Source organism: Xanthomonas sp. NCPPB 1325 (assembly GCF_041477645.2).
Classification (GTDB): domain Bacteria; phylum Pseudomonadota; class Gammaproteobacteria; order Xanthomonadales; family Xanthomonadaceae; genus Xanthomonas; species Xanthomonas cannabis.
Genome location: NZ_CM192985.1, coordinates 888618 through 910740 on the forward strand (window position 1 = coordinate 888618; position 22123 = coordinate 910740).

At 67.2% G+C, this 22123-nt stretch carries 15 protein-coding genes and 1 pseudogene; 14 read left to right on the forward strand and 2 right to left on the reverse strand.

Annotated elements, in window-relative coordinates; genetic code table 11:
* The first annotated feature begins 51 nt into the window (after nt 1-51).
* The 11 genes from ubiE (at nt 52) to ACCQ10_RS03595 (ending at nt 15763) form a co-directional block, all read left to right on the forward strand.
* Nucleotides 52-813, forward strand: coding sequence for a bifunctional demethylmenaquinone methyltransferase/2-methoxy-6-polyprenyl-1,4-benzoquinol methylase UbiE (gene ubiE, locus ACCQ10_RS03545; RefSeq protein WP_039413099.1), 762 nt, complete (start codon nt 52-54; stop codon nt 811-813).
* A gap of 192 nt (nt 814-1005) precedes the next feature.
* Nucleotides 1006-1896, forward strand: coding sequence for a GGDEF domain-containing protein (locus ACCQ10_RS03550; protein WP_047697202.1), 891 nt, complete (start codon nt 1006-1008; stop codon nt 1894-1896).
* A gap of 140 nt (nt 1897-2036) precedes the next feature.
* Nucleotides 2037-3986: a M1 family metallopeptidase gene (locus tag ACCQ10_RS03555; RefSeq protein WP_372363043.1), complete on the forward strand. Its 1950-nt coding sequence runs from the start codon at nt 2037-2039 to the stop codon at nt 3984-3986.
* A 216-nt stretch (nt 3987-4202) separates the two neighbouring features.
* Entirely contained in the window at nt 4203-4922 is a 720-nt protein-coding gene (locus ACCQ10_RS03560; RefSeq protein WP_372362243.1) for a hypothetical protein, read from the forward strand.
* A 3-nt stretch (nt 4923-4925) separates the two neighbouring features.
* Nucleotides 4926-5555, forward strand: coding sequence for an HAD family hydrolase (locus ACCQ10_RS03565; RefSeq protein WP_372362244.1), 630 nt, complete (start codon nt 4926-4928; stop codon nt 5553-5555).
* 1071 nt (nt 5556-6626) lie between these two features.
* A complete protein-coding gene (locus tag ACCQ10_RS03570; protein ID WP_372362245.1) occupies nt 6627-8648 on the forward strand; it encodes a methanol/ethanol family PQQ-dependent dehydrogenase in 2022 nt (673 codons plus the stop codon).
* Entirely contained in the window at nt 8645-10420 is a 1776-nt protein-coding gene (locus ACCQ10_RS03575; protein WP_372362246.1) for a quinoprotein dehydrogenase-associated putative ABC transporter substrate-binding protein, read from the forward strand. The genes ACCQ10_RS03570 and ACCQ10_RS03575 overlap by 4 nt, the downstream gene beginning before the upstream one ends.
* Nucleotides 10421-10445: 25 nt before the next feature.
* Complete coding sequence (locus ACCQ10_RS03580) at nt 10446-11108, forward strand: c-type cytochrome (RefSeq protein ID WP_372362247.1); 663 nt, start codon at nt 10446-10448, stop codon at nt 11106-11108.
* An 11-nt stretch (nt 11109-11119) separates the two neighbouring features.
* Entirely contained in the window at nt 11120-12172 is a 1053-nt protein-coding gene (locus tag ACCQ10_RS03585) for a beta-propeller fold lactonase family protein (protein WP_372363044.1), read from the forward strand.
* A 35-nt stretch (nt 12173-12207) separates the two neighbouring features.
* A complete protein-coding gene (locus tag ACCQ10_RS03590) occupies nt 12208-13314 on the forward strand; it encodes an S-(hydroxymethyl)glutathione dehydrogenase/class III alcohol dehydrogenase (RefSeq protein ID WP_372362248.1) in 1107 nt (368 codons plus the stop codon).
* A 100-nt stretch (nt 13315-13414) separates the two neighbouring features.
* Entirely contained in the window at nt 13415-15763 is a 2349-nt protein-coding gene (locus ACCQ10_RS03595; protein WP_372362249.1) for a TonB-dependent receptor, read from the forward strand.
* Between the two features lie 112 nt (nt 15764-15875).
* Here the strand turns inward: ACCQ10_RS03595 and ACCQ10_RS03600 are convergent, their stop codons facing one another.
* Nucleotides 15876-17849 carry a sigma-54-dependent Fis family transcriptional regulator gene (locus ACCQ10_RS03600; protein ID WP_372362250.1) on the reverse strand — a complete coding sequence of 658 codons (1974 nt, stop codon included), beginning with the start codon at nt 17847-17849 and terminating at the stop codon, nt 15876-15878.
* Nucleotides 17850-18121: 272 nt separating this feature from the next.
* A complete protein-coding gene (locus ACCQ10_RS03605) occupies nt 18122-19054 on the reverse strand; it encodes a carbohydrate kinase family protein (protein WP_039564127.1) in 933 nt (310 codons plus the stop codon).
* 277 nt (nt 19055-19331) lie between these two features.
* Here ACCQ10_RS03605 and ACCQ10_RS03610 point away from each other — a divergent pair, with 277 nt between their 5' ends.
* The 3 genes and pseudogenes from ACCQ10_RS03610 to mreD all read left to right on the forward strand — a co-directional run bounded on the left by ACCQ10_RS03610 (nt 19332) and on the right by mreD (nt 22121).
* Nucleotides 19332-20378: a rod shape-determining protein gene (locus ACCQ10_RS03610; RefSeq protein WP_010368259.1), complete on the forward strand. Its 1047-nt coding sequence runs from the start codon at nt 19332-19334 to the stop codon at nt 20376-20378.
* Nucleotides 20379-20550: 172 nt separating this feature from the next.
* Nucleotides 20551-21600 (forward strand): annotated as a pseudogene (gene mreC / locus ACCQ10_RS03615) (rod shape-determining protein MreC); the annotation flags it as partial.
* 35 nt (nt 21601-21635) lie between these two features.
* On the forward strand, nt 21636-22121 hold the full coding sequence (gene mreD / locus ACCQ10_RS03620; RefSeq protein WP_039404324.1) for a rod shape-determining protein MreD: 486 nt from the start codon (nt 21636-21638) through the stop codon (nt 22119-22121).
* Nucleotides 22122-22123 lie beyond the last annotated feature (2 nt).

Sequence of the window (22123 nt, forward strand, 5' to 3'; positions counted from 1 at the left end):
ATTGTGGTCCGGTTGCGGTCATGGTGGCGTCAGCAGTGCGATAATCCGGCCATGAGCGAATCCCCCTATACCTCCGGTACCACCCATTTCGGCTTTCGCGATGTCGCTGCCAAGGACAAGCAGAAGCTGGTCGGCGAAGTGTTCACCTCGGTCGCGCGCAACTACGACCTGATGAACGACCTGATGAGCCTGGGCGTCCATCGCGCATGGAAACGCTACTTCGTGGCGACCGCGCAGGTGAAGCCGGGCGACCGCGTGCTGGACCTGGCCGGCGGCACCGGCGACATCGCCGTGCTGCTCAAGGAGCGCGTGGGCGAAGAAGGCGCGGTGGTGCTGGGCGACATCAATGCCGGCATGCTGTCGGTGGGCCGCGACCGGCTCACCAACCGCGGGCTGGTGTCCGGGTTCGACTACGTGCAATGCAACGCCGAAGCGCTGCCGTTCCCGGACCAGAGTTTCGACCTGGTGACCATCTCCTTCGGCCTGCGCAACGTCACCGACAAGGACGCCGCACTGCGCGAGATGTACCGCGTGTTGAAGGTGGGCGGGCAGGCACGTGTGCTGGAGTTTTCCGAAGTCACCGCCGACTGGTTCAAGCCGATCTACGACTTCCACTCGTTCAAGATCCTGCCCAGGCTGGGCCAGCTGTTCGCGCGTGATGCCGACAGCTACCAGTACCTGGCCGAAAGCATCCGCAAGCACCCGCCGCAGGAGTCGCTCAAGGGCATGATGGGCGAGGCCGGATTCGCGCGTTGCCATTACAAGAATCTGACCGGCGGCATCGTGGCCATCCACTCCGGTTACAAGATCTGACCACGCGCGCCGGGCCGCCTAGGCGGTGCGTGCATCGCGCGCCGCGGTCTGGATGAGCCCGCGGCGCTTGGGTTCGCTTGGCGCGCCCTGGCTGCTTGCACAGGTGTGCGCACCAGCGGATTTCTGGGACGTTCGTCGCGTTGGCTCCACTGACTGTCGGCGACACTAGGCGCCCCTTTGCCGGAGAGTTGGATGCGCTTGTACGCCGGGCTCTCGCGCGTGTTTCCCCGTTCCTTCAGCGCCAAGTTGCTGGCGGTGACCTTCATCGGGATCCACCTGCCGCTGCTGTTGTTGATCGCCTGGCTGGCCTCGCAGAGCGAGCTGGAAGGCCGCCCGTTGTGGTCGGTGATCATCGTGGCCTTGCTGGCCACGTTGGCAGGCACCGCGCTGACGCTCTCGGCGCTGTATCGCCTGCTTGCCCCGTTGCGCATCGCCGCCGACGCGCTGGACACCTACTACGCCGACCAACGTCTGCCCAGCCTGCCCGAGCATGGCGACGACGAACTGGGCCGGCTGCTGCGCGGCATCAACCGCAGTCTGCGTGGCATCGATGCGGGTATGCGCGATCTCAGGAAGCATGCGCTGTTCGACCCGCTGACCGAAGCGTTGAACCGGCGCGGTTGCGAACAGGCCATGCGCGATTCGGTCGCCGCCTCGCAGCGCGAAGGCTGGCCGTTCGTGTTGTTTGTGCTGGACATGGACAACCTCAAGCCGATCAACGACCGCTTCGGGCATCTGGCCGGCGACCGCGTGCTGGTGCGGCTGGTGGAATCGGCCTATGGCTGGCTGGGCGCGCAGGACTGGATCGGGCGCTGGGGCGGCGATGAATTTCTGATCGGCGTGCATGCCAGCGAAGACGAAGCCACGCTCAAGCTCAATCAGTGGCTGTCGATGCTTGAACGCGAAGACGGCGATGAAGCGCCGCTGCATCTGAGCGCCGGCAGCGCGGTCTGCGAACAGGGGCTGGACGCCACCGAACTGTATCGACGCGCTGATGCGGCGATGTACCGCGCCAAGTTCTCCGGCGGGCGGCGGCTGGTGCGCGATGGCCACGACACCCCGCGCAGTCATCCAGTGACCTGAGCGCCGGCGGCGCGGCAGCGCTGGCGTGAGCAGGCGCTGGCCGTCGGCTGCGCGCCCGCACCCGCACCCGAACCCGGCGGCACGGGCAGGCCGTGGCCTGGAGCGCTAAAATGCCCAATTCCCTCGCTGCGGTGCTGTCGATGCGCTTCACTTCCCTGTCGCTGTCCCTGGCCGTGTCCCTCGCACTGGCCGGCTGTTCCAATGAGTCCACGCCGCCGGCTGCCACCACCGCCGCACCGGCCGCCACTGCCAAGGCCCCCGTGAAAGCAGACGCCCGCACCCACGACGAGAGCTCCTACGCCCAGCCGCAGCTGGTGGTCATCAAGGACCTGGCGCTGGACCTGAAGCTGGATTTCGATGCCAGGCAGATCGGCGGCACCGCCACCTACACGCTGCAGTGGAAGGACAAGGCCGCCAAGCAACTGGTGCTGGACACGCGCGAGCTGAGCATTGCGCAGGTGCAGGCCGACGATGGCAAGGGCGGTCTGTCGCCGTTGCAATTCGCACTGGCGCCGGCCGACAAGACCTTCGGCAGCAAACTCACCATCGAAGCGCCGAACCAGCCGGGCAAGGTCGTGATCACCTATCACACCGCGCCCACCGCCTCGGGCTTGCAGTGGCTGGAGCCGGCGATGACCGAAGGCAAGCAGCTGCCTTTCATGTTCAGCCAGTCGCAGGCGATCCACGCGCGCAGCTGGGTGCCGCTGCAGGACACCCCGAGCGTGCGCTTCACCTATAGCGCGCATGTCACCTCGCGCCCGGACGTGATGGTGCTGATGAGCGCCGACAACGACCCCAAGGCCGCGCGCGACGGCGATTACAGCTTCAAGATGCCCGAGCCGATTCCGTCCTACCTGCTGGCGATCGCCGCCGGCGATGTGGTGTTCAAGCCGATTTCCGCACGCTCGGGCGTGTGGGCCGAGCCGGCGATGGCCGACAAGGCCGCCAAGGAGTTCGAAGACACCGAGAAGATGATCGGTGCCGCCGAAAAACTCTATGGCCCGTATCGCTGGGGCCGTTACGACATGCTGGTGCTGCCGCCGTCGTTTCCGTTCGGTGGCATGGAAAATCCGCGCCTGACCTTCGCCACGCCCACCGTGATCGTTGGCGACAAGTCGCTGGTGTCGTTGGTGGCGCACGAACTGGCGCACAGCTGGTCGGGCAACCTGGTGACCAACGCCAGCTGGAAGGACATCTGGCTCAATGAAGGCTTCACCACCTACGTGCAGGGCCGCATCACCGAAGCGCTGTACGGCACCGAGATGGCCGAGATGGAGCGCGAGATCGACCAGGGCGATCTGCTGGCGGAAGTCAAGGACATGCCGCCGGCCGACCAGGTGCTGGAGTTGCCGCCGCTGGCGCAGCGCGACCCGGACGAGGCCTTGAGCCAGGTGGCTTACGTGAAGGGCGCGTGGTTCCTGCAGTTCCTGGAGCAGCGTTTCGGGCGCGAGGTGTTCGACCCGTTCCTGCGCGGCTGGTTCGACGATCACGCGTTCCAGAGCGCCACCACCGACCAGTTCGTCGATTACCTGCAGAAGAACCTGCTGGCCAAGCACCCCAACACGGTGAGCGCCGCCGAGGTGGATGCCTGGCTGAAGCAGCCGGGCATTCCGGCCTTCGCCGCCAAGGCGCGCTCGCGCAGCTTCTCGATCGTGGACACCGCACGCATCGCCTGGAGCGGCAGCGGCACGCTGCCCAGCAAGCAGGTCACCGGCGAATGGGGCACGCAGGAATGGGTGCACTTTCTCAGCGGCATGGGCGCCACCTTGAAGCCCGAGCAGCTCAAGCAGCTGGATGAGGCGTATCACTTCACCGGCACGCCCAATGGCGAGATCGCCATGCGCTGGTACCCGCTGGCGATCCGCAGCGGCTATACCGAGGCGCGCCCGGCCGCCGGTGAGTTCATCGAGCGCGTCGGCCGTCGCAAGCTGGTGCTGCCGATCTATACGGAACTGTTGAAGACCCCGGACGGCATTGCGTTTGCCGAACAGGCGTTCGAAAAGGCCAAGCCGGGTTACCACCCGATCACCACTGCGTCGGTGACCGAGATGATCGCCAAGGCCAAGGCGGCTGCGCCGACGCAGCCGTAGTGGCGACGGAGGGCGTCGTAGACGCCCTCCGTCGCTTCCATCGCCGCATCGTGCCTGCAACCACCATCGTAGGAGCGCACCCGGGCGCGACAGGGCTTTGCCGGTGAAACCCCCGTCGCGCCCGGGTGCGCTCGTACAGTGTGCGGCGGTTGATCGCGGGTCATGCGGGCGGGCTGGTATCGTTGCCGCTGCTTTTCATGCATTCCGGAGTCGACGATGAAGTATCTGCTGAGCGCGGCCTTGTGCGTCGCGGCCCTGACTGCCTGCACCGACCGCGAGGCGCAACGCAAGGCGCAGGAAACTGCACAGGCGCAGGCCAAGGAGACCCAGGCCGATGCGCTTGCCAAGCAATACGACGAGGCGGTCAAGGCGCAGAACTGGGACATGGCGCGCGCCCACGGCGCCGCCTTGCTCGAAGGCTATGCCGGCACTGCAGCCGCCACACGCATCGAGCCCGGCTATGCCGACATCAAGGCCAAGGGCGAGCAGGCGCGCGAACTGCGCCGCATGCAGGCGCTGTGGCAGTACTCGCAGGTGCCGGCCAAGGGCGGCACCCAGCGCTCGGCGATGATCGAGGCCAGGGAGCGCGTGGATGTGGATGGCAGCGGGCCCAAGCCGGTCAGCCTGGTGTTCCGCGATCATCCGCAGTGGAAGCGCCACAGCTATCTCGTGCTCAAGGCCGGCGACTTCAATTGCTACGCTGGCTGCAAGGTGCAGGTTGCGACCGACGGCGGCGCGCCACGCGCAATGGCGGCGCATCGCCCGGATACCGATGAAGCGATCGCCATGTTCATCGACGACGACAAGGCGCTGTGGAAGCTGGTGCGCAACGCCAAGCGCATCAGCATCGCCTTCCCGGTCAAGGCCGGCGGCACGCGGACCGCGGAATTCGAGGTGGGCGGGCTGGACACCACCCAGATGCCGGGCTGGAAATAACCCATGGACGGCGCGATTGCCGCACGCCTGCCGCTGTCTGCCTGCCGGCATTGGGTGTTCGACATGGATGGCACGCTGACCGAGCCGGCGCACGATTTTGCATTGATCCGACGCGCGCTGGAGATCCCGCCCGACGCGGACATCCTGCATCACCTGGCTGCATTGCCGGCCAATGAGTCGCAGGCCAAGCATGCCTGGTTGCTGGAGCACGAGCGTGCCTTGGCAGAGGCCGCACGCCCTGCGCCCGGTGCGCAGCCGCTGGTGCGCGCGCTGCAGGCCGATGGCTGCCGGCTGGGCTTGCTGACCCGCAACGCACGCAGCCTGGCGCAGGTGACGTTGGGGGCGATCGGTCTGGCCGATGCCTTTGCGCCGGACGACATCGTCGGCCGTGACGAAGCGGCACCCAAACCCGCGCCCGATGGCCTGCGCTATTTCCAGCGGCGCTGGGCAGTGAGCGCCGCGGCGTTGCTGATGGTCGGCGACCATCACAACGACCTGGCCTGTGGCCGCGCCGCCGGCGCAGGCACCGTGCTGGTCAACACCCCGGGCGATCCCTGGCCTGGCCTGGCAGATTGGCGCCTGCGCGATTGCGCTGACCTGTTACAGCACTGGCAGGCCCGCGCTGGTCAGTAGTTTCGCTGTCTTCACTTGGCACGGCGGCATATCGTGTGGCGCTCGCGCGTTGCGAGTTGCCCCGATGTCGCGCCGACGCAGCTCGCCAATCCACTGTCGCGCGCCTTGCGGCATGGGTTCGGCAGGCTGCGATCGGTCAATGTGCGGCACTGTGTTGCAGCGCTGTGCTGCAGAGCGCGCACTACATTGAGTTCCTGCAGCACACCTGCCCTCATCCGCCCTTCGGGCACCTTCTCCCAGTGGGAGAAGGGAGGCGTCTGATGCGGTGATTGAAACGTACTGCATTGCGTCCCTGCAGCACACCCGCCCTCATCCGCCCTTCGGGCACCTTCTCCCGGTGGGAGAAGGGAGGCGTCTGATGCGGTGATTGAGACGCACTGCATTGTATCCCTGCAGCACACCTACCCTCATCCGCCCTTCGGGCACCTTCTCCCGGTGGGAGAAGGGAGGCGTCTGATGTGGTGATTGAAAGCGGTAGCGTTGCTACTGGTGAGCAGAACAAGAGCAAGCTCCAACGCTTAGCAAAGTGCTAGAGCGCTCAGCAAGGCGCTAGCCCCTCTCCCCGCGGGAGAGGGGTTGGGGTGAGGGTACGGCCCAGGCGCCATCGGCACATCCTCGCGCCTTCGGCACATCCTGAGTGCATCGCGCAACGACGCTGCGCGATGCGTGCATCGTCGTGAGCGGTGCACCGTCTCCAACCGTCCAATGCCCGCTCTCATCCTTCATCGTGCTTGGTCTCCCAGCGGGCGAAGGCAGGCAACACTTTTCAACGATCCTGCGCACGTGCCTGGGCACCGCAAGAGCGCCACACCTTCACCCACCCGCACGCAGTGCTCCACCAGTGCGACAGCACGCCCGGCGCAAATTGTGCCAAATGCGTGACACCTGGCGTGCTGCGGCAACCACGCATGCGCAATGCGCTGTCACTGCAAGGTGCTGCGACGCAACAGTGCGCTGGCACGCGCTGTGCTCTGTCGTCTCCCGGTACCCACCCGTTTGCGCCGTCGCTGTGCAGCAAGCGCGCGTGGCTCTTCGTTCGATTGGATTCTTCACCGAGAGGGGTAGACGCATATGCACCAATCTTCCTGTCGCCGCATCGGCAGCTCGGCGCTGCTGATGCTTGCGCTGAGCATCGTGTTGGCCGGTTGCAAGAAAGACACGCCGGCTGCCGATACCGCAACGCCCGCACCTGCCGCCGCACCCGCCGCGACGCCGGCCGCCGCCGTGGTCGACACCGACGGCGAATTCACCGCCAACGCCAGCAATGCAGACAACTGGGGCGGCGTGGGGCGCGACTTCGCGCTCACCCGGCATAGCCCGCTGGCCGAGATCAATCGCGACAACGTCAAGAATCTGAAGATGTCGTGGGAGATGAAAACCGACGCAACGCGCGGCCACGAAGGCCAGCCGCTGGTGATCGGCAGCATCATGTACATGGTCAGTGCGTACCCGAACAATGTGTTCGCCATCGACCTCGCAGCGCAGGACGACGGTGGCAAGGTACTGTGGAAGTACACCCCGCAACAGGACGAACGCTCAGTGGCGGTGGCGTGCTGCGACACGGTCAACCGCGGCGCCTCGTATGCCGATGGCAAGCTGGTGTTCGGCAGCCTCAGCGGCGATGTGATTGCGCTCGATGCCAAGACCGGCAAGGAAGTGTGGAAGCAGAAACTCGCGCACCCGGACAAGGGCGAAACCATCACCATGGCGCCGATCATCGCCGATGGCAAGGTGGTCGCCGGCATCAGCGGCAACGAGTTCGGCGTGCTCGGGCGCGTGGCCGCCTACAACCTGTCCGATGGCAAGCAGGCCTGGTCCTGCGATGCGGCCGGCACCGACAAGGCCATCTGCCTGGGCCCGGATTTCAACAAGGCCAATCCGCAGCATGGCCAGCTCGGCGATCTCGGGGTGAAGACCTTTCCCAACGACGAGTGGAAGCGCGGTGGCGGCGCGGCCTGGGGCTGGTACAGCTACGACCCGAAGTTGAAGCTGGTCTACTACGGCACCGGCAATCCCGGCCTGTGGAGCCCGTCGTACCGCTGCGGCAAGACCACGCACGAGGAATGCAACAACGGCGAGCATGACAACAAATGGTCGATGACCCTGTTCGCCCGCAAGATCGATACCGGCGAAGCGGTGTGGGGCTATCAGAAGACCCCGTTCGACCAGTGGGATTACGACGGCATCAACGAGCCGATCCTGGTGGACCTCACCATCGACGGCAAGCAGGTTCCGTCGGTGGTGCAGTTCGATCGCAACGGGTTTGCCTATGTGCTCGATCGTCGCGACGGCACGTTGTTGCGCGCGCATAAATTCGTGCCGGCCAACTGGGCCGAACGCATCGACATGAAGACCGGCCGCCCGGTCAAGGTGGCGGCGCATTCGCCGTTGGAACGCGGCAAGAAAGTGCAGGCGTTCCCCTCGGCGATGGGTGGCAAGGACCAGCAACCGTGCTCGGTGGACCCGGCCAACGCGGCGGTATTTTTCTGCGGCACCAACAACTGGCACATGGAGCTGGAGCCGCAGGAGCGCGGCAATACCATGATGGGCCTGCCATACGTGTTTGCCAACGTGATGATGAAACCGAACGAGCCGGGTGCGCTGGGCATCGTCAAGGCGTTCGACGTGGTGGAGGGCAAATCCAAGTGGGAGATCAAGGAGAAGTTCCCGGTGTGGAGCGGCACCCTGGTCACCGATGGCGGGCTGGTGTTCTACGGCACGCTGGATGGCTGGTTCCGCGCGGTGGACAAGGACACCGGCAAGAAGCTGTGGGAGATGAAGCTGCCATCCGGCATCATCGGCAACCCGATCGCCTACAAGGCCAACGGCCACCAGTATGTGGCGGTGTTCTCCGGCATCGGTGGCTGGATCGGCCTGCCGGTCGCAGCGGGGTTGGATCCGAGTGACCCGTATGGCGCACTGGGTGCGGCCGGACTGGCGTTCGGGGCCGGCTTCGACAAGATTCCGCTCGGCGGCATGGTGCATACCTTCCGCCTGGATGGCGCCGGCAAGACCGTGTCGACCACCGCGACGGCCACCGCAGCGGCCGGGGGCGGCGGTACCGCCAACGCAGCAGCGAAGACGGCACGATGAGCTCCACGCACGGCGTCGGACGCGCATGTCGGCAGATGCCTGCCGGCGTGCGCGGCATGACTGCGCACCTGCACACGGTGCTGCTGGTTTGCAGCCTCGGACTCGTCGCCGCAGGTTGCACACGCGAGCCGTCTTCACCGACGGCTCGCGTTTCTGACTCCGGTGCGGTGCCGGCCGCGGCGCCGGCACCTACCGCGCCACCGGCATCCACTGCAGCGTCGGTGTCTGCGCCGCCGCCCACGCCCGATCCGACGGTGCTGCGGGTGTGTGCAGACCCGGGCAACATGCCGCTGTCCAACCAGGCCGGCGAAGGCTTCCAGAACAAGATTGCGCAGGTGGTGGCCGCTGCCATGGGCAGGCGCCTGGAATACGAGTGGCGCACCTATTACCAGCGCGGGCTGGCCCGCAGCACGATCAACGCGGGTCGCTGCGATCTGTTGATGGACCTCAACAGCGATTTCGAGCAGGGGTTGACCACGCGCCCGGTGTATCGCTCGGCCTATGTGCTGGTGACGCGCAAAGGCCTGAACCTGGTACCGACCTCGCTGGACGACCCCGCACTGAAGAAGCTGCGGCTGGGCGTGTTCCAGAGCTCGCCGGCGCGCCAGGCGCTGTACGAACACGGCGTCAGCGGCGAGGTGCAGTACCTGTTCTACGACTCGGCCACCGCACCGGAAGAACATCCCGGCAAGCTGGTGGAGCGGGTGGCCGCCAATGCACTGGATGCGGCCGAATCCTGGGGCCCGGTGGCCGGCTATTACGCGGCGCGCAGTGGGCTGGGCATGGTGCCGTTGAACACCATCGACGATGCGGTGCTGGAATACTCGATGGCCTGGGCGGTGTCGCGCAAGAACGCGCAGCTACGCGATGCATTGAACAAGGCACTGCAGGACAACGCCGCAAAGATCGCCGAGATCCTGCAGGGCTATCACGTGCCGCTGGTCCGTTGCAGCGACTGCATCGTGGCTGGCGATCTGCCGTCGCATGGGCCTTACACCACACCGGCCCCCGCATCGACTGCGCGCAGTCATGCCGCCTCGTCGCAGGAACTGGCGCAGCTGCAGCTGCGCATCGCGGACGGCGCCAACCCCAACCAGGAACTGGCGCATGCGCTGGATGCCGGCGATGCGCTCCGTGCGGCCTGGTTGCTGCGTCACGGTGCCGACGCCAACACGCCCAACCTGCTCGGCGAGCCGCCGCTGCATCAGGCCATCCGCAACCAGGAACCGGATCTGGTCGGTCTGCTGCTGGATGCCGGTGCGCGGCTGGATGCGCGCGATGCCAGCGGCTGGACCCCCTTGATGAAGGCAGCCTGGGCCAACGATGCCGACAGTGTCAGCCGCCTGCTGCGCAAGCGCGCGCCGGTGGACACCGTGTCCGGCGATGGCTGGAGCGCGCTGGATCTGGCGGTGTCCTACGCCGACGCCGAGGTGGTGCAGGCACTGCTTGCTGCCGGCGCAAATGCACGGCGCGCCAACGCCACTGGGTTTACGCCGGTGATGTTTGCAGTGGCACGCGACGACCCGGCCATTCTCGACGCGCTGCTGGCACGCGGTGCCGATGTGCGGCATGCCAATGATGCAGGCGTTACCGCCCTGATGCTGGCCGCCGCGGCCGGACGCCAGGACGTTGCCACGCGTCTGCTAGCCGCCGGCGCAGACCCGGCCGCACGCAATCGCGACGGCAAGACGGCCGTGGCACTGGCGCAGGCACGTGGCGACACCGCATTGGCCACGCTGTTGACCGAAGCCAGGCGCCCAGTGCGCAGATGACTGCATCACCCGCCGCGTGCACGGGGTGCGCGGCGTTCCCTCCGATCAGAAAGGTTCGTCCATGCGCAAGTCCACCGTGGGTTGTATCGATCGTTCCGTCCGCGCTCCGTTGTGCGCGTTGCTGCTTGGCGCGCTGCTGGCCGCATGCGGCAAGGAGTCTCCGCCGGCCCCCGCAGCTGATCCGGCACCTGCACCGGCCGCCGGCGCGTCGGCACCGGCGGCCCCCGCGGCCACGCCCGCAGCGCCCCCGCCGGCGGGCGCCTCGCCTGCCATGCCCAACCTCGCTGCCGGACCCGCACCGGACCCGTCCACCCCGCCGACACCGCCGGCCACCGTGGTGCCGATTCCGAAGGGACCCGAGGTCAAGGTCACCCCGGAGCTGGTGGCCGAAGGCAAGAAGATCTATTTCTCTGCCGGCTGCAATGCCTGCCATGGCGGCACCGGTGGTGGCGGCATGTGCCCGCCGCTGACCAACGACATCTGGGTGTATGGCAGCGACGACGACACCTTGCGCGCGCTCATCAGCGAGGGCACTGCCGCGATGATCACCCACGGCAAGACCCGCATCGGGCACGAAAAGGTGGTCGGCCAGATGCCGCCGTTCGCACCGGTGCTCAAGCCGGGCGACACCGAAAAACTGCTGGCCTTCATCCATTCGATCAACAAGACCGCAGGCAAGCCGCAATGACGCATGGCCCGCTGCGAACGGCGTGCGCAAGCTGGCAGCGCCGCTGCACCGCGGTTGCGGTGGGCGCACTGCTGGCCTTGGCCGGCTGCCAGCGCGATGCGGCAGCGCCGGCGGCGGCTGCCGGCGCGCCGCCTGCTCCGGTAGACGCCGCAACTTCACCTACACCCGCACCGGTCGTTGCCTACGTGCCCAATCAGCGCAGCGGCACGGTGTCGGTGATCGATACCGGCACCGACACGGTGGTGCGCACGCTCAGCGCGCAGGGCCAGCTCGGCAAGCGCTTGCAGCAGGTGTTGCCCGGCCCGCAGGGGCATCTGTACCTGATCGATGCCGAGCACCACCGCTTGATCGAACTGGACACCGCCAGGGATGCGGTGCTGCGTCAGGTCGACATCGGCGAAAACGCCGAAGGCATCGCGCTGTCGCCCGATGGCAAGCAGTTTGCCGTGTGCGTGGAAGGGCAGAACCAGGTGATGCTGATCGATGCCGCGCAGTTCCGCGTGCAGCAGGTGGTCGCCACGCGCGGGCAGGCACCGGAGCACTGCGCGTATACGCCCGATGGGCAGTGGTTGCTCACCAGCAACGAGGGTTCCAGCGACATGGACATGATCGAGCTGGCCACGCGGCGGTCGCGTGGCGTGGTGGCTACCAGCGGGCATCCGCGCGGCATGGCGTTCGCCCCGGACGGGCGCAGCGTCTACATCGCGCAGGAGACCGCCAACGTGGTGGACGTGATCGACCTGCAGACCCGCACCCGCCGCGCCAGTCTGCCGGCCGGCGTGCGCACCGCCGGGGTCGCCTTGTCGGGCGATGGCACGCGGCTGTACGCGTCCAACGGCGGCGCCGGCACGGTCAGCGTGATCGACACGCAGAGCGGGCGCAGCGTGGCCGAGATCCCGGTCGGGCTGCGGCCCTGGAATCCGGCGCTCACCCCGGCCGGCGACAAGCTCTACGTGGCCAACGGGCGCTCCAACACGGTGAGTGTGATCGACACCGCCAGCCTGCGCGAACGCAAACAGATCCCCGTCGGCGAACTGCCGTGGGGCGTGGTCATCGCGCGCTGAGCGGCGGCCATGCCGACGCGCGCCGGGGAGGCGGGATGAAGACACGCGCTGCGGTGGCCTGGGGTCCGCATCAGCCACTGACCATCGAGGAGGTGGACCTGCAGCCGCCGCGTCCCGGCGAGGTGCTGGTGCGCCTGGTCGCCACCGGCGTCTGTCATGGCGACGCGCACGCATTGGTGCATGGCCGCGCGAGCAGCTTCCCGGCGATCCTGGGCCAGGAGGGCGCGGGTATCGTCGAAGAGGTCGGCATCGGCGTCACCAGCGTGCGCGCCGGCGATCACGTCATCCCGCTGTACATGCCCGAATGCGGCGTATGCAAGTTCTGCCGCTCCGGCCGCACCAACCTGTGCCAGGCGATCCGCAGCAGCCAGGAATGCGGCCTGATGCCCGATGGCAGCAGCCGGTTTTCGTTGAACGGCCGGCCCATCCTGCACCACATGGGCACCAGCACGTTTTCCCAATACACCGTGCTGCCGGAGATTGCGGTGGCACGCATCCACCCCGACGCGCCGCTGGACCAGGTCTGCCTGCTGGGTTGCACGGTCACCACCGGGGTGGGCGCGGTGCTCAACAGCGCGCATGTACGCCCCGGCGATTGCGTGGCGGTGTTCGGCTTGGGCGGCATCGGCTTGTCGGTGATCCAGGGCGCAGTGCTGGCGCAGGCCGGGCGCATCGTCGCGGTGGATATCGACCCGGGCAAGTTCGCACTGGCGCGCGCGTTGGGCGCCACCGATTGCCTGGACCCGCGCGACTACGGTGCACCCATCCAGCAGGTGATCGTGGACCTTACCGATGGCGGCGCCGACCACAGTTTCGCGTGCGTGGGCGACGTCGCGGCGATGCGCGCGGCGCTGGAGTGCTGCCACAAGGGCTGGGGCGAGAGCGTCATTCTCGGCGTCGCCGACGACGCGCAGGAAATCAGCACCCGTCCGTTCCAGTTGGTCACCGGGCGGGTCTGGCGAGGCAGTGCATTCGGCGGGGTGAAGGGGCGCAGCGAATTGCCCGGCTACGTCGAGCGCTATCTGCAGGGCGACATCCAGCTGGCACCGCTGATCACCCGCAGGCTGGCGCTGGAGGACATCAATCAGGCGCTGGCGGATCTGCGCGCAGCGCGCGGCATCAAATCGATCGTGCTTTATTGAAGGAGACGACATGACGTCGACCCACCAGGTGCTGGCTCATTGCAGGACACCGCGACCTCGCGCTGCACAACATCGATGCAACGCGCCACGAAAACATCGCTTGGCCTGCGCCTGCGCCTGCGCAGCGCTGCTGTGCAGTAGCACGATCGGCAACGTCCTTGCCGACGATACTCCGCAGGTGACCTGGCTGGACCGTATCGAAGTCACCGCCACGCCCATCCCCGGCACCACCATCGATGCGGCGCAACTGCCGTACATGGTGCAGTCGGCGACCAATGCCGAGCTGTCGCGCGGGCGCAGCAACAACTTGAGCGATCTATTGCAGCGGCGCTTCGTGGGCGTGGACGGCAACGACGTGCAAGGCAGCGCGTTCCAGAACGACCTCACCTTCCACGGTTTTCGCGCCTCCGCCTTGCCGGGCGCGTCGCAAGGCGTGTCGGTGTATCTGGATGGCGTGCGCGTCAACGAACCGTTCGCCGACATCGTCAGCTGGGACATGCTGCCCGAATCGGCGATCACTGCGGTGACGCTGATGCCCGGTTCCAACCCCTTGTTCGGGCCGAATACGCTCGGCGGCGCGGTGGTGCTGTCCACCGCGTCCGGACTGACCGCGCGCGGGTTGCAGGGCGAAGTCAGCAGCGGCAGCGGCGCGCGCAAGCGGCTCGATGCCAGTTACGGCGTCGCTGGCGCCGATGGCTGGCATGGCTTTGTGGCGGTAACCGGGTTCGATGAAAACGGCTGGCGCGATGCCTCCGAGGGGCGGCTCGGCACGCTGTTCGGCAAGCTGGGCAGGCAGGGCGAGCAGACCGACTGGAGCCTGTCGCTGCTGCATGGCCGCAGCCGTTTGATCGGCAACGGGCTGCTGCCCGATACGCGCTACACCGACGAAGGGCCGGCGCCTGGCTTGTACCGCGCCGATCGGCGTTCGGTGTACACCTCGCCCGATCTCACCCGCAACCGCAATACGCTGCTGACCGCGCAGCTGGACCACCGTTTCGATGAAGACACCGCGTTGCACGCGCTGGCCTATTCGCGCGTGGGTCGTCGCGACACCGTCAATGGCGATGTCGGCGAAGACTACGAAGAGTTCGTGGAAGAATGCGCGTCCGGCTACGCCGCCGACGGCAGCGCGCTGGATGCCGGATGCGATGTTGCGCGCGTCGATGCCGATGCCTTGCCCACCGGCGCGCTCAATACCACCCAGATGCGTCAGGAAGCACAAGGCGTTGCGCTCAACCTGAGCACGCAATGGGGCGCACATGCGCTCACCACCGGCGTTACCTTCGACCGCGGCCATGTGCGGTATCGGCAGTTCGCCCGCGAGGGCTGGGTGCAACCGGACCGTTCGGTGGTGGCCGATCCGGCTGCAGAGCGGGCGTTCTTCTCCGGCGTGCGCGGCAGTTCCAAGACGCTCGGCGCGTTCGTCGCCGATACCTGGGAGCTGGACGCTGCCACCCACCTCACCGCGGCGGTGCGCTGGAACCGCGTCGTGGTGGACAACATCCTGTCCACCGCGGAAGACGGCGACCGCCCGCGCGAGCGCTTCGTCTATGCCAAGGCCAATCCCTCGCTGGGGCTCACCCACCGGCTGGAGTCCGGGCTGACGGTGTACGGCTCGGTCGCGCAGAACACGCGTGCGCCCACGGCGATCGAGCTGGGCTGCGCCGACCCCACCCAGCCATGCCGGCTGCCGACCGGCCTGCAGGCCGACCCGCGCCTGGAGCAGATCGTGTCGCGCACCTACGAACTGGGCGCGCGCTGGGCGCCGTCGGCCGACAGCAACGCCACCGTGTCGGTGTACCGCGCCGACAATCGCGACGACATCCTGTTCCTGCGCGCGCCGGAGACCCAGCTGGGCTACTTCGACAACGTGGGCCGTACCCGCTACCAGGGCGCCGATGTCGCGCTGGCGCTGCGCAGCGGCGCTTGGCAGTGGTCGGCCGGGTACAGCTATCTGGACGCCACCTATCGCAGCGACGGCGAACTGTTGTCCGGCGAGCGTGTGATCACCCTGCGGCCCGGTTTACGGATCGCCGCGCTGCCAAGGCACCAGCTCAAGCTCGGGGTGGACTGGCAACGCGACGCGCTGACACTGGGCGCCGGCGTGCGTGCGGTGTCCGGGCGCGTGGCCAGCGGCAACGAGGATGGCCAGGTCGACAACGCGCAGGAAGGCGAGGCCGCGCCAGAGCGCATCGACATCGGCACCGCCGGCTACGCGCTGGTCGATCTGCAGGCGCGCTGGGCCGTCACCGCGCGGGTAGCGGTCTTCGCACGCATCGACAACCTGTTCGATCGCCAGTACGCCACCTATGCCGCCGTGGCCGAAGACGTGTTCCCCGACGGCGAACTCGCCCGCCCGCAGGACGCACCGGTGGAAACCGGACCGGCACGCTTCCTGGCGCCCGGGGTGCCGAGGCAGTACGTGATCGGAGTGCGTTGGGCGTTTTGACTTGGGAGAATCGGGAATCGGGAATCGGGAATCGGGAATCGGGAATCGGGAATGGGGAATCGCAGAGCCAAGCACACTTGCTTTTACCGATTCTCCATTCCCGATTCCCGATTCACCCGGTATCGAGGCCGTGCTTGCGCAGCTTGCGATACAGCGTATTGCGGCTGATTCCCAGCGCATCGGCGGTGCGGCTGACATTCCAGCGGTGGCGTTCGAGTTGTTGTTGCAGCACCAGGCGTTCGGCCTGGTCGAGTGCGACGCGGCCGGGCATGTCGTCGGCGGCCACCGCGCGCCCGTCGACAAGGCACGGTGCGCTGCCGGCGTCGACGATTTCCTGCGGCAGGTTCGGTAGCCGGATCACCCCGTCGCTGCACAGCACCGCCGCGGTGCGCAACACATTGCGCAGCTGGCGCAGATTGCCGGGCCAGGCGTAGCTGAGCAGGGTGTGCATGGCTTCTTCGCTGATGCGCACGCTGTGCTCTGGGTTCTCTTCGCGCAGCAGGGTGCGGATCAACTCGGCCTTGTCGCTGCGCTCGCGCAAGGGCGGCAGGTGCAGCACCACGCCGTTGAGGCGGTAATACAGGTCCTCGCGAAATTCGCCAGCGGCCACGCGTTGCGCCAGATCGCGATGGCTGGCGCTGATCACGTGCAGCTCCAGCGGCACCGCGCGCTCGCTGCCGAGCGGGGTAACGCATTGTTCTTCCAGCACGCGCAGCAGGCGGCTCTGCAACGGCAGCGGCATGTCGCCGATTTCGTCGAGAAACAGCGTGCCGCCGCTGGCCTGCAGCAATTTGCCATGCCGGCCTTCGCGCGCCGCATCGGTGAACGCGCCGCGCGCATAACCGAACAACTCGCTTTCGATCAATGCCTCGGGGATCGCCGCACAGTTGATCGCCACGAACGCGCCGCCGGCCCATGGCGAGCCGCGATGGACAGCCTTGGCAAATTCTTCCTTGCCGGTGCCGGTGTCGCCACGCAGCAGGATCGAGACGCGATGCGCGGCCAACTTCAATGCATTGGCCAGGTTGTGGCGCATGCGCGGGTCCGAGCCCACATGTTCGCCCGGCGGCTGTTCGCCCTCCGGCGCCACCTGCGCGGCGGCGCCCACCGACGGCATCGCCGGGCGTGAGCGGGGCGGGCGCACCAGCGCGTAGAACCGCCGTCCGTGGCAGGCGCAGCGGATCGACCACAGCGTGCCCGCGTCGCTGCCGGCACGATGTTCCAGCGTATCGAAATCCAGCTGCATCACCTGCGAGATATCGCGGCCGACCAGCTGGCTGCGGTCGAGTTTGCCCAATTGCTCCAGCACCGCTTCGTTGACGGCCAGCACGCGGCCATCGGCGCCGATCGCGATCAATGCCTCGTGCAACAGTCCGGCAAATTCGGGACGGCTGTGAAAGCGCAGGATGAAGGCATGGCCGAACTGGTTGAGGAAATGCGAACGCGAGATCTGCGCGGCCGACATGCTCACCAGGGCCACGGTGTGCCGCTGGATCTGCTTGCTGTCCTGCGCATTGGGGGTGGACGCATCCAGCACGGCCAGCAGCCCGCCATGCGGGTCCAGAATCGGCGCCCCGCTGCACGACAGCGGCAGATGCCGGGTCAGGTAGTGCTCGCCGCGGTGCACGCTCACCGCAGTGCGCTCGGCCGCGCAGGTGCCCAGGCCGTTGGTGCCTTGGTGGCACTCGGCCCAGCTGGCGCCGCAGAACAGGCCGGCCTGGCGGAACTCGCGCAGCAGGGTGGAGTCGTGCACGCTGTGCAGCACGGTGGCCTCGGCATCGCCGAAGATCACCGCATACCCGCTGCCGGCAATCTGCTCGTAGAGGTTTTCCATCTCCACCCGGGCGATGCGCAGCACCTCGCCCAGGCGTTGCTGGCGCTCGCGTACGTGCAGCGCGTCGTGCACCAGGGGCTCGGGCGTGGCCTCGGGCAGCAGCGCGTACTCGTCCAGGCAGCGCCGCCACGAGCGCGACAACGGTGCCGCCAGCGACGCGATATCGCGCAGCCGCCGGGTCTGCCTGAGGACATCCGGCTCGATCTGGGGCGGGGCGGTGGAAGCAGCGGCGACAACGCTTGGCTCGGACATGGCCCAGCGTTCCTCAGTGGACGCGAGGCGGCAGTAGAGACACAAATCGTCCCCATGCTCAAACTGCGTTGCAGCAAAGTGCGTTGCCGCTGCCGATGCCGCCATAAAGCCCCTCTCCCCCGGGGGAGGGGTTGGGGTGAGGGTACGTCGCGCATAGCGCCCGAGTTCTCGAACTGCGCGAGGCTTCGCCCGTACCCTCATCCGCCCCTTCGGGGCACCTTCTCCCCCATGAAGGAGGACAATGTCCCAGTGGGAGAAGGGCGAAGCGGGCGTCAGAGCGCGTAGCCGAACTGTTGCTTGAACTGGTCGTTGAACTCGGCGAAGTCGAAGCGCTGGTTCTGGGTGCCGGGGTGTTCCACCTTCAGCGCGCCCATCAGGTTGCCCATGCGCCCGATCGTCAGCCAATCGTAGTTGTGCTGGATGCCGTAGATCAGGCCGGCGCGGAACGCGTCGCCGCAGCCGGTGGGGTCGACCACGCGGCGTTCGTGCGCCGGCGGAATGTCGTAGGTCTTTTCCGGCGTATGCACCAGCGCGCCCTTCGGGCCCTGCGTGGTGATGTAGGCCTGCACGCGCGAGACGATGTCCTTCTCGTCCCAGCCGGTGCGTTCCTGCAGCAGGTTGGACTCGTAATCGTTGACCACCACGTAGTCGGCCTGCTCGATAAACTGGCGCAGCTCCGGGCCGTTGAACAACGGCATCGCCTGGCCGGGGTCGAAGATGAAGGGGATGCCGCCGGCAGCGAACTCTTCGGCGTTCTGGATCATGCCTTCGCGCCCGTCCGGGCCGACCAGGCCCAGGGTCACGCCCGGCACGTCCTTCACGTGATTTTCGTAGCTGCGCATCATCGCGCCCGGATGGAAGGCGGTGATCTGGTTGTTGTCGTGGTCGGTGGTGATGAAGGCCTGCGGGGTGAACAGGTCGTCGATGATCTTCACCCGCGACAGGTCGATGCCGAGCATCTCGAAATGTTCGCGGTACGGGCCGAAATCCTGGCCCACGGTACCCATCGGAATCGGCGCGCCACCGAGCAGATGCAGGTTGTAGGCGATGTTGCCGGCGCAGCCGCCGAACTCGCGGCGCATGCGCGGGACCAGGAACGACACATTCAGGATGTGCACCTTGTCCGGCAGGATGTGGTTCTTGAACTGGTCCGGGAACACCATGATGGTGTCGTAGGCGAGGGAACCACAGATCAGTGCGGACATCGAGTCAGGCCTTTGCGTAAGGAAATACCCGCCAGTTGCCGGGCATGGCAGCGGGACGGCAGCAACGCCGCGGCGCAAAGGGTAACGGCTGCGACCGATCAGGGCCACAACCGCGTGCCATGGCCGGCGTGACCGGCACATGAAAACCGGGCCGGCAGATCCGATTTTTCCTTGCTCACCCCGGGGGGGATTGCTAGGCTAGCCGACTTCGTTTTCTGCCCAAAATTTCGCCACGCTGGCGGCCGGGCGCGCGACTTACCCAGGACCAACTCCCTCGATGTTCAAGAAACTGCGCGGCATGTTCTCCAACGACCTGTCCATCGATCTGGGCACGGCCAATACGCTGATCTACGTGCGCGGGCAGGGCATCGTGCTGAACGAGCCATCGGTGGTGGCGGTGCGTCAGGACCGCGCAATCGGCGGCACGCGTTCGGTGGCGGCGGTCGGCGCCGAGGCCAAGCAGATGCTTGGCCGCACGCCTGGTCACATCACCACCATCCGCCCGATGAAGGACGGCGTCATCGCCGATTTCACCTACACCGAGGCAATGCTGAAGCACTTCATCAAGAAGGTGCACAAGTCGCGCGTCCTGCGCCCCAGCCCGCGCGTGCTGGTGTGCGTGCCGGCCGGCTCCACCCAGGTGGAGCGCCGCGCCATCAAGGAATCTGCGGAAGAGGCCGGTGCGCGTGATGTGTACCTGATCGAAGAACCCATGGCTGCCGCGATCGGCGCCGGCATGCCGGTGACCGAGGCGCGCGGCTCGATGGTCATCGACATCGGCGGCGGCACCACCGAAGTGGCGGTGATCTCGCTCAACGGCATCGTGTATTCGCAGTCGGTGCGTGTGGGCGGCGACCGCTTCGATGAGTCGATCACCAATTATGTGCGCCGCAACCACGGCATGCTGATCGGCGAAGCCACCGCCGAGCGCATCAAGTTGCAGATCGGCTGCGCCTACCCGCAGGACGAGGTGCAGGAGATGGAAATCTCCGGCCGCAACCTCGCCGAGGGCGTGCCGAAGATGATCAAGATCAACTCCAACGAAGTGCTCGAAGCGCTGCACGAGCCGCTGTCGGGCATTGTCTCCGCGGTCAAGCTGGCACTGGAGCAGACCCCGCCGGAACTGTGTGCCGACGTGGCCGAGCGCGGCATCGTGCTCACCGGCGGCGGCGCGCTGCTGCGCGACCTGGACCGCCTGATCTCCGAAGAAACCGGCCTGCACGTGCAGGTGGCCGACGACCCGCTCACCTGCGTGGCCCGCGGCGGTGGTCGTGCGCTGGAGCTGGTGGACATGCATGGCAATGAGTTCTTCGCGCCGGAGTGATGCGTTCGGGATTCGGGAGTCGGCATTGGGGATTCGCAAAGGCGGTTCCTGCCTACGGCCCGGCGGGATTGCCGCGCAGTTCCGCTGATTCACGTGTTAGCCGCATTCGTCTCGGGGCCAGCCAAGTGCTCCCCGAATCCCCACTCCCGAATCTCCCTTCCCGGCCCTGAAAGTGCCCTCCTACGCCGGTCCTCCCGTCGCCTCCCGCCCGGGCGAAGTCACCTCCACGCTGCGGCTGCTGGTCTATCTGGTGCTGGCGATCACCCTGATCGCGCTCGATAGCCGCGGGGGCTGGCTGAGCCAGGTGCGCCTGCAGGCCAATCTGCTGATCCAGCCGATCTGGGCGGTGGCCGGGTTGCCGGGGCGGATCGGCTCGCAGGTGCGCGACAACGCCGCCACCCATGCGCAACTGGTGGAAGAAACCCGCGACCTGCGCAATCAGCTGTTGGTGGCCAACGCGCGCCTGACCCGCTTGCAGACCGCCGCGCTGGACAACGCGCAGCTGCGCGAACTGCTCAACGTGGCCGAGCGCCGCGGCCTGGACGTGCAGCTGGCACCGATCCTGGATATCGACCTGGACCCGACCCGGCAGCGCCTGCTGCTGGATGCCGGCAGCCGCGACGGCGTGCTGATGGGCCAGGCGGTGATCGATGCCGGCGGCCTGATGGGGCAGGTGATCGAAGTGACTCCGCTGCATTCCACCGTGCTGCTGCTCACCGACCCCGACCACGCGGTGCCGGTCAGCGTGGCGCGCAACGGCGTGCGCCTGATCGTCTACGGCCGCGGCGACCGCCTGGAACTGCGCGACATCCCGCTAAGCGCCGGTGTGCAGGTGGGCGACGAAATCGTCACCTCCGGCCTGGGCGGCCGCTTCCCGGCCGGCTTCCCGGTCGGCAAGGTCTCCGAGCTGCATCCCGACGACACCCACGCCTTCCTGGTCGGCGAACTCACCCCGGCAGCCAAGCTCGATCGTGGTCGCGATGTGCTGTTGCTGCGCGCGGGCAAGCCGCTGCGGGTGGTGCCGGGAGAGCCGGGGCCCGGGACCCGGGACCCGGGGCCCGGCAATAGCAATAGCAATAGCAACAGCAACAGCAACAGCAACAGCAACGATGGTAGCGCCCCTGCCCAGGACCCGGCCCCTCCGCCGTCGGCGGAGCGTGTGCACCCGGCTGCCGCTGCTGCTAGCGCGGCATCCACCGCTTTTCCCCGGGTCCCGGGTCCCGGGTCCCGGGTCCCGTCTCCAACGGAGACGGACCAATGACCCGCATGCGCAACACCTGGATCCTGCCGGCCAGCATCTTCATCGCGCTGGTGCTGGGCCTGCTGCCGTTGCCGGCCGTGGTGCAGCCGTTGCGTCCGTACTGGCTGGCGCTGGTGCTGGCCTACTGGGTGATCGAGGAGCCGGACCGGGTTGGATTGGGCGTGGCCTTCGTGGCCGGCGTGCTGGCCGACCTGCTGTACGGCGGGCTGCTCGGCGAGCAGGCGCTGCGGCTGGTGATCATGACCTTCATCCTGCAGCGCTTCCGCGCGCGGATGCGCTTCTTCCCGGTGTCGCAGCAGGCGCTGGCGATCGGCGGGTTGCTGCTCAACGACCGCATCGTCTCCTCGGCGGTCCATCTGGCAGTCGGCGAGCCGACCCTGCCGTGGAGTTACTGGTGGGCGCCGCTGCTGGGCATGGCGCTGTGGCCGCCGCTGTTCGTGTTGCTGGATGCGGTGCGGCTGGGCAAGCGGAGCAAGAAGTAGCC

Bases quoted from the DNA above. Each gene is read 5' to 3' on its own strand.
- ubiE (WP_039413099.1), top strand. From the start codon at position 52: ATGAGCGAATCCCCCTATACCTCCGGTACCACCCATTTCGGCTTTCGC.
- ACCQ10_RS03550 (WP_047697202.1), top strand. From the start codon at position 1,006: ATGCGCTTGTACGCCGGGCTCTCGCGCGTGTTTCCCCGTTCCTTCAGC.
- ACCQ10_RS03555 (WP_372363043.1), top strand. From the start codon at position 2,037: ATGCGCTTCACTTCCCTGTCGCTGTCCCTGGCCGTGTCCCTCGCACTG.
- ACCQ10_RS03560 (WP_372362243.1), top strand. From the start codon at position 4,203: ATGAAGTATCTGCTGAGCGCGGCCTTGTGCGTCGCGGCCCTGACTGCC.
- ACCQ10_RS03565 (WP_372362244.1), top strand. From the start codon at position 4,926: ATGGACGGCGCGATTGCCGCACGCCTGCCGCTGTCTGCCTGCCGGCAT.
- ACCQ10_RS03570 (WP_372362245.1), top strand. From the start codon at position 6,627: ATGCACCAATCTTCCTGTCGCCGCATCGGCAGCTCGGCGCTGCTGATG.
- ACCQ10_RS03575 (WP_372362246.1), top strand. From the start codon at position 8,645: ATGAGCTCCACGCACGGCGTCGGACGCGCATGTCGGCAGATGCCTGCC.
- ACCQ10_RS03590 (WP_372362248.1), top strand. From the start codon at position 12,208: ATGAAGACACGCGCTGCGGTGGCCTGGGGTCCGCATCAGCCACTGACC.
- ACCQ10_RS03600 (WP_372362250.1), bottom strand. From the start codon at position 17,849: ATGTCCGAGCCAAGCGTTGTCGCCGCTGCTTCCACCGCCCCGCCCCAG.
- ACCQ10_RS03605 (WP_039564127.1), bottom strand. From the start codon at position 19,054: ATGTCCGCACTGATCTGTGGTTCCCTCGCCTACGACACCATCATGGTG.
- ACCQ10_RS03610 (WP_010368259.1), top strand. From the start codon at position 19,332: ATGTTCAAGAAACTGCGCGGCATGTTCTCCAACGACCTGTCCATCGAT.
- mreD (WP_039404324.1), top strand. From the start codon at position 21,636: ATGACCCGCATGCGCAACACCTGGATCCTGCCGGCCAGCATCTTCATC.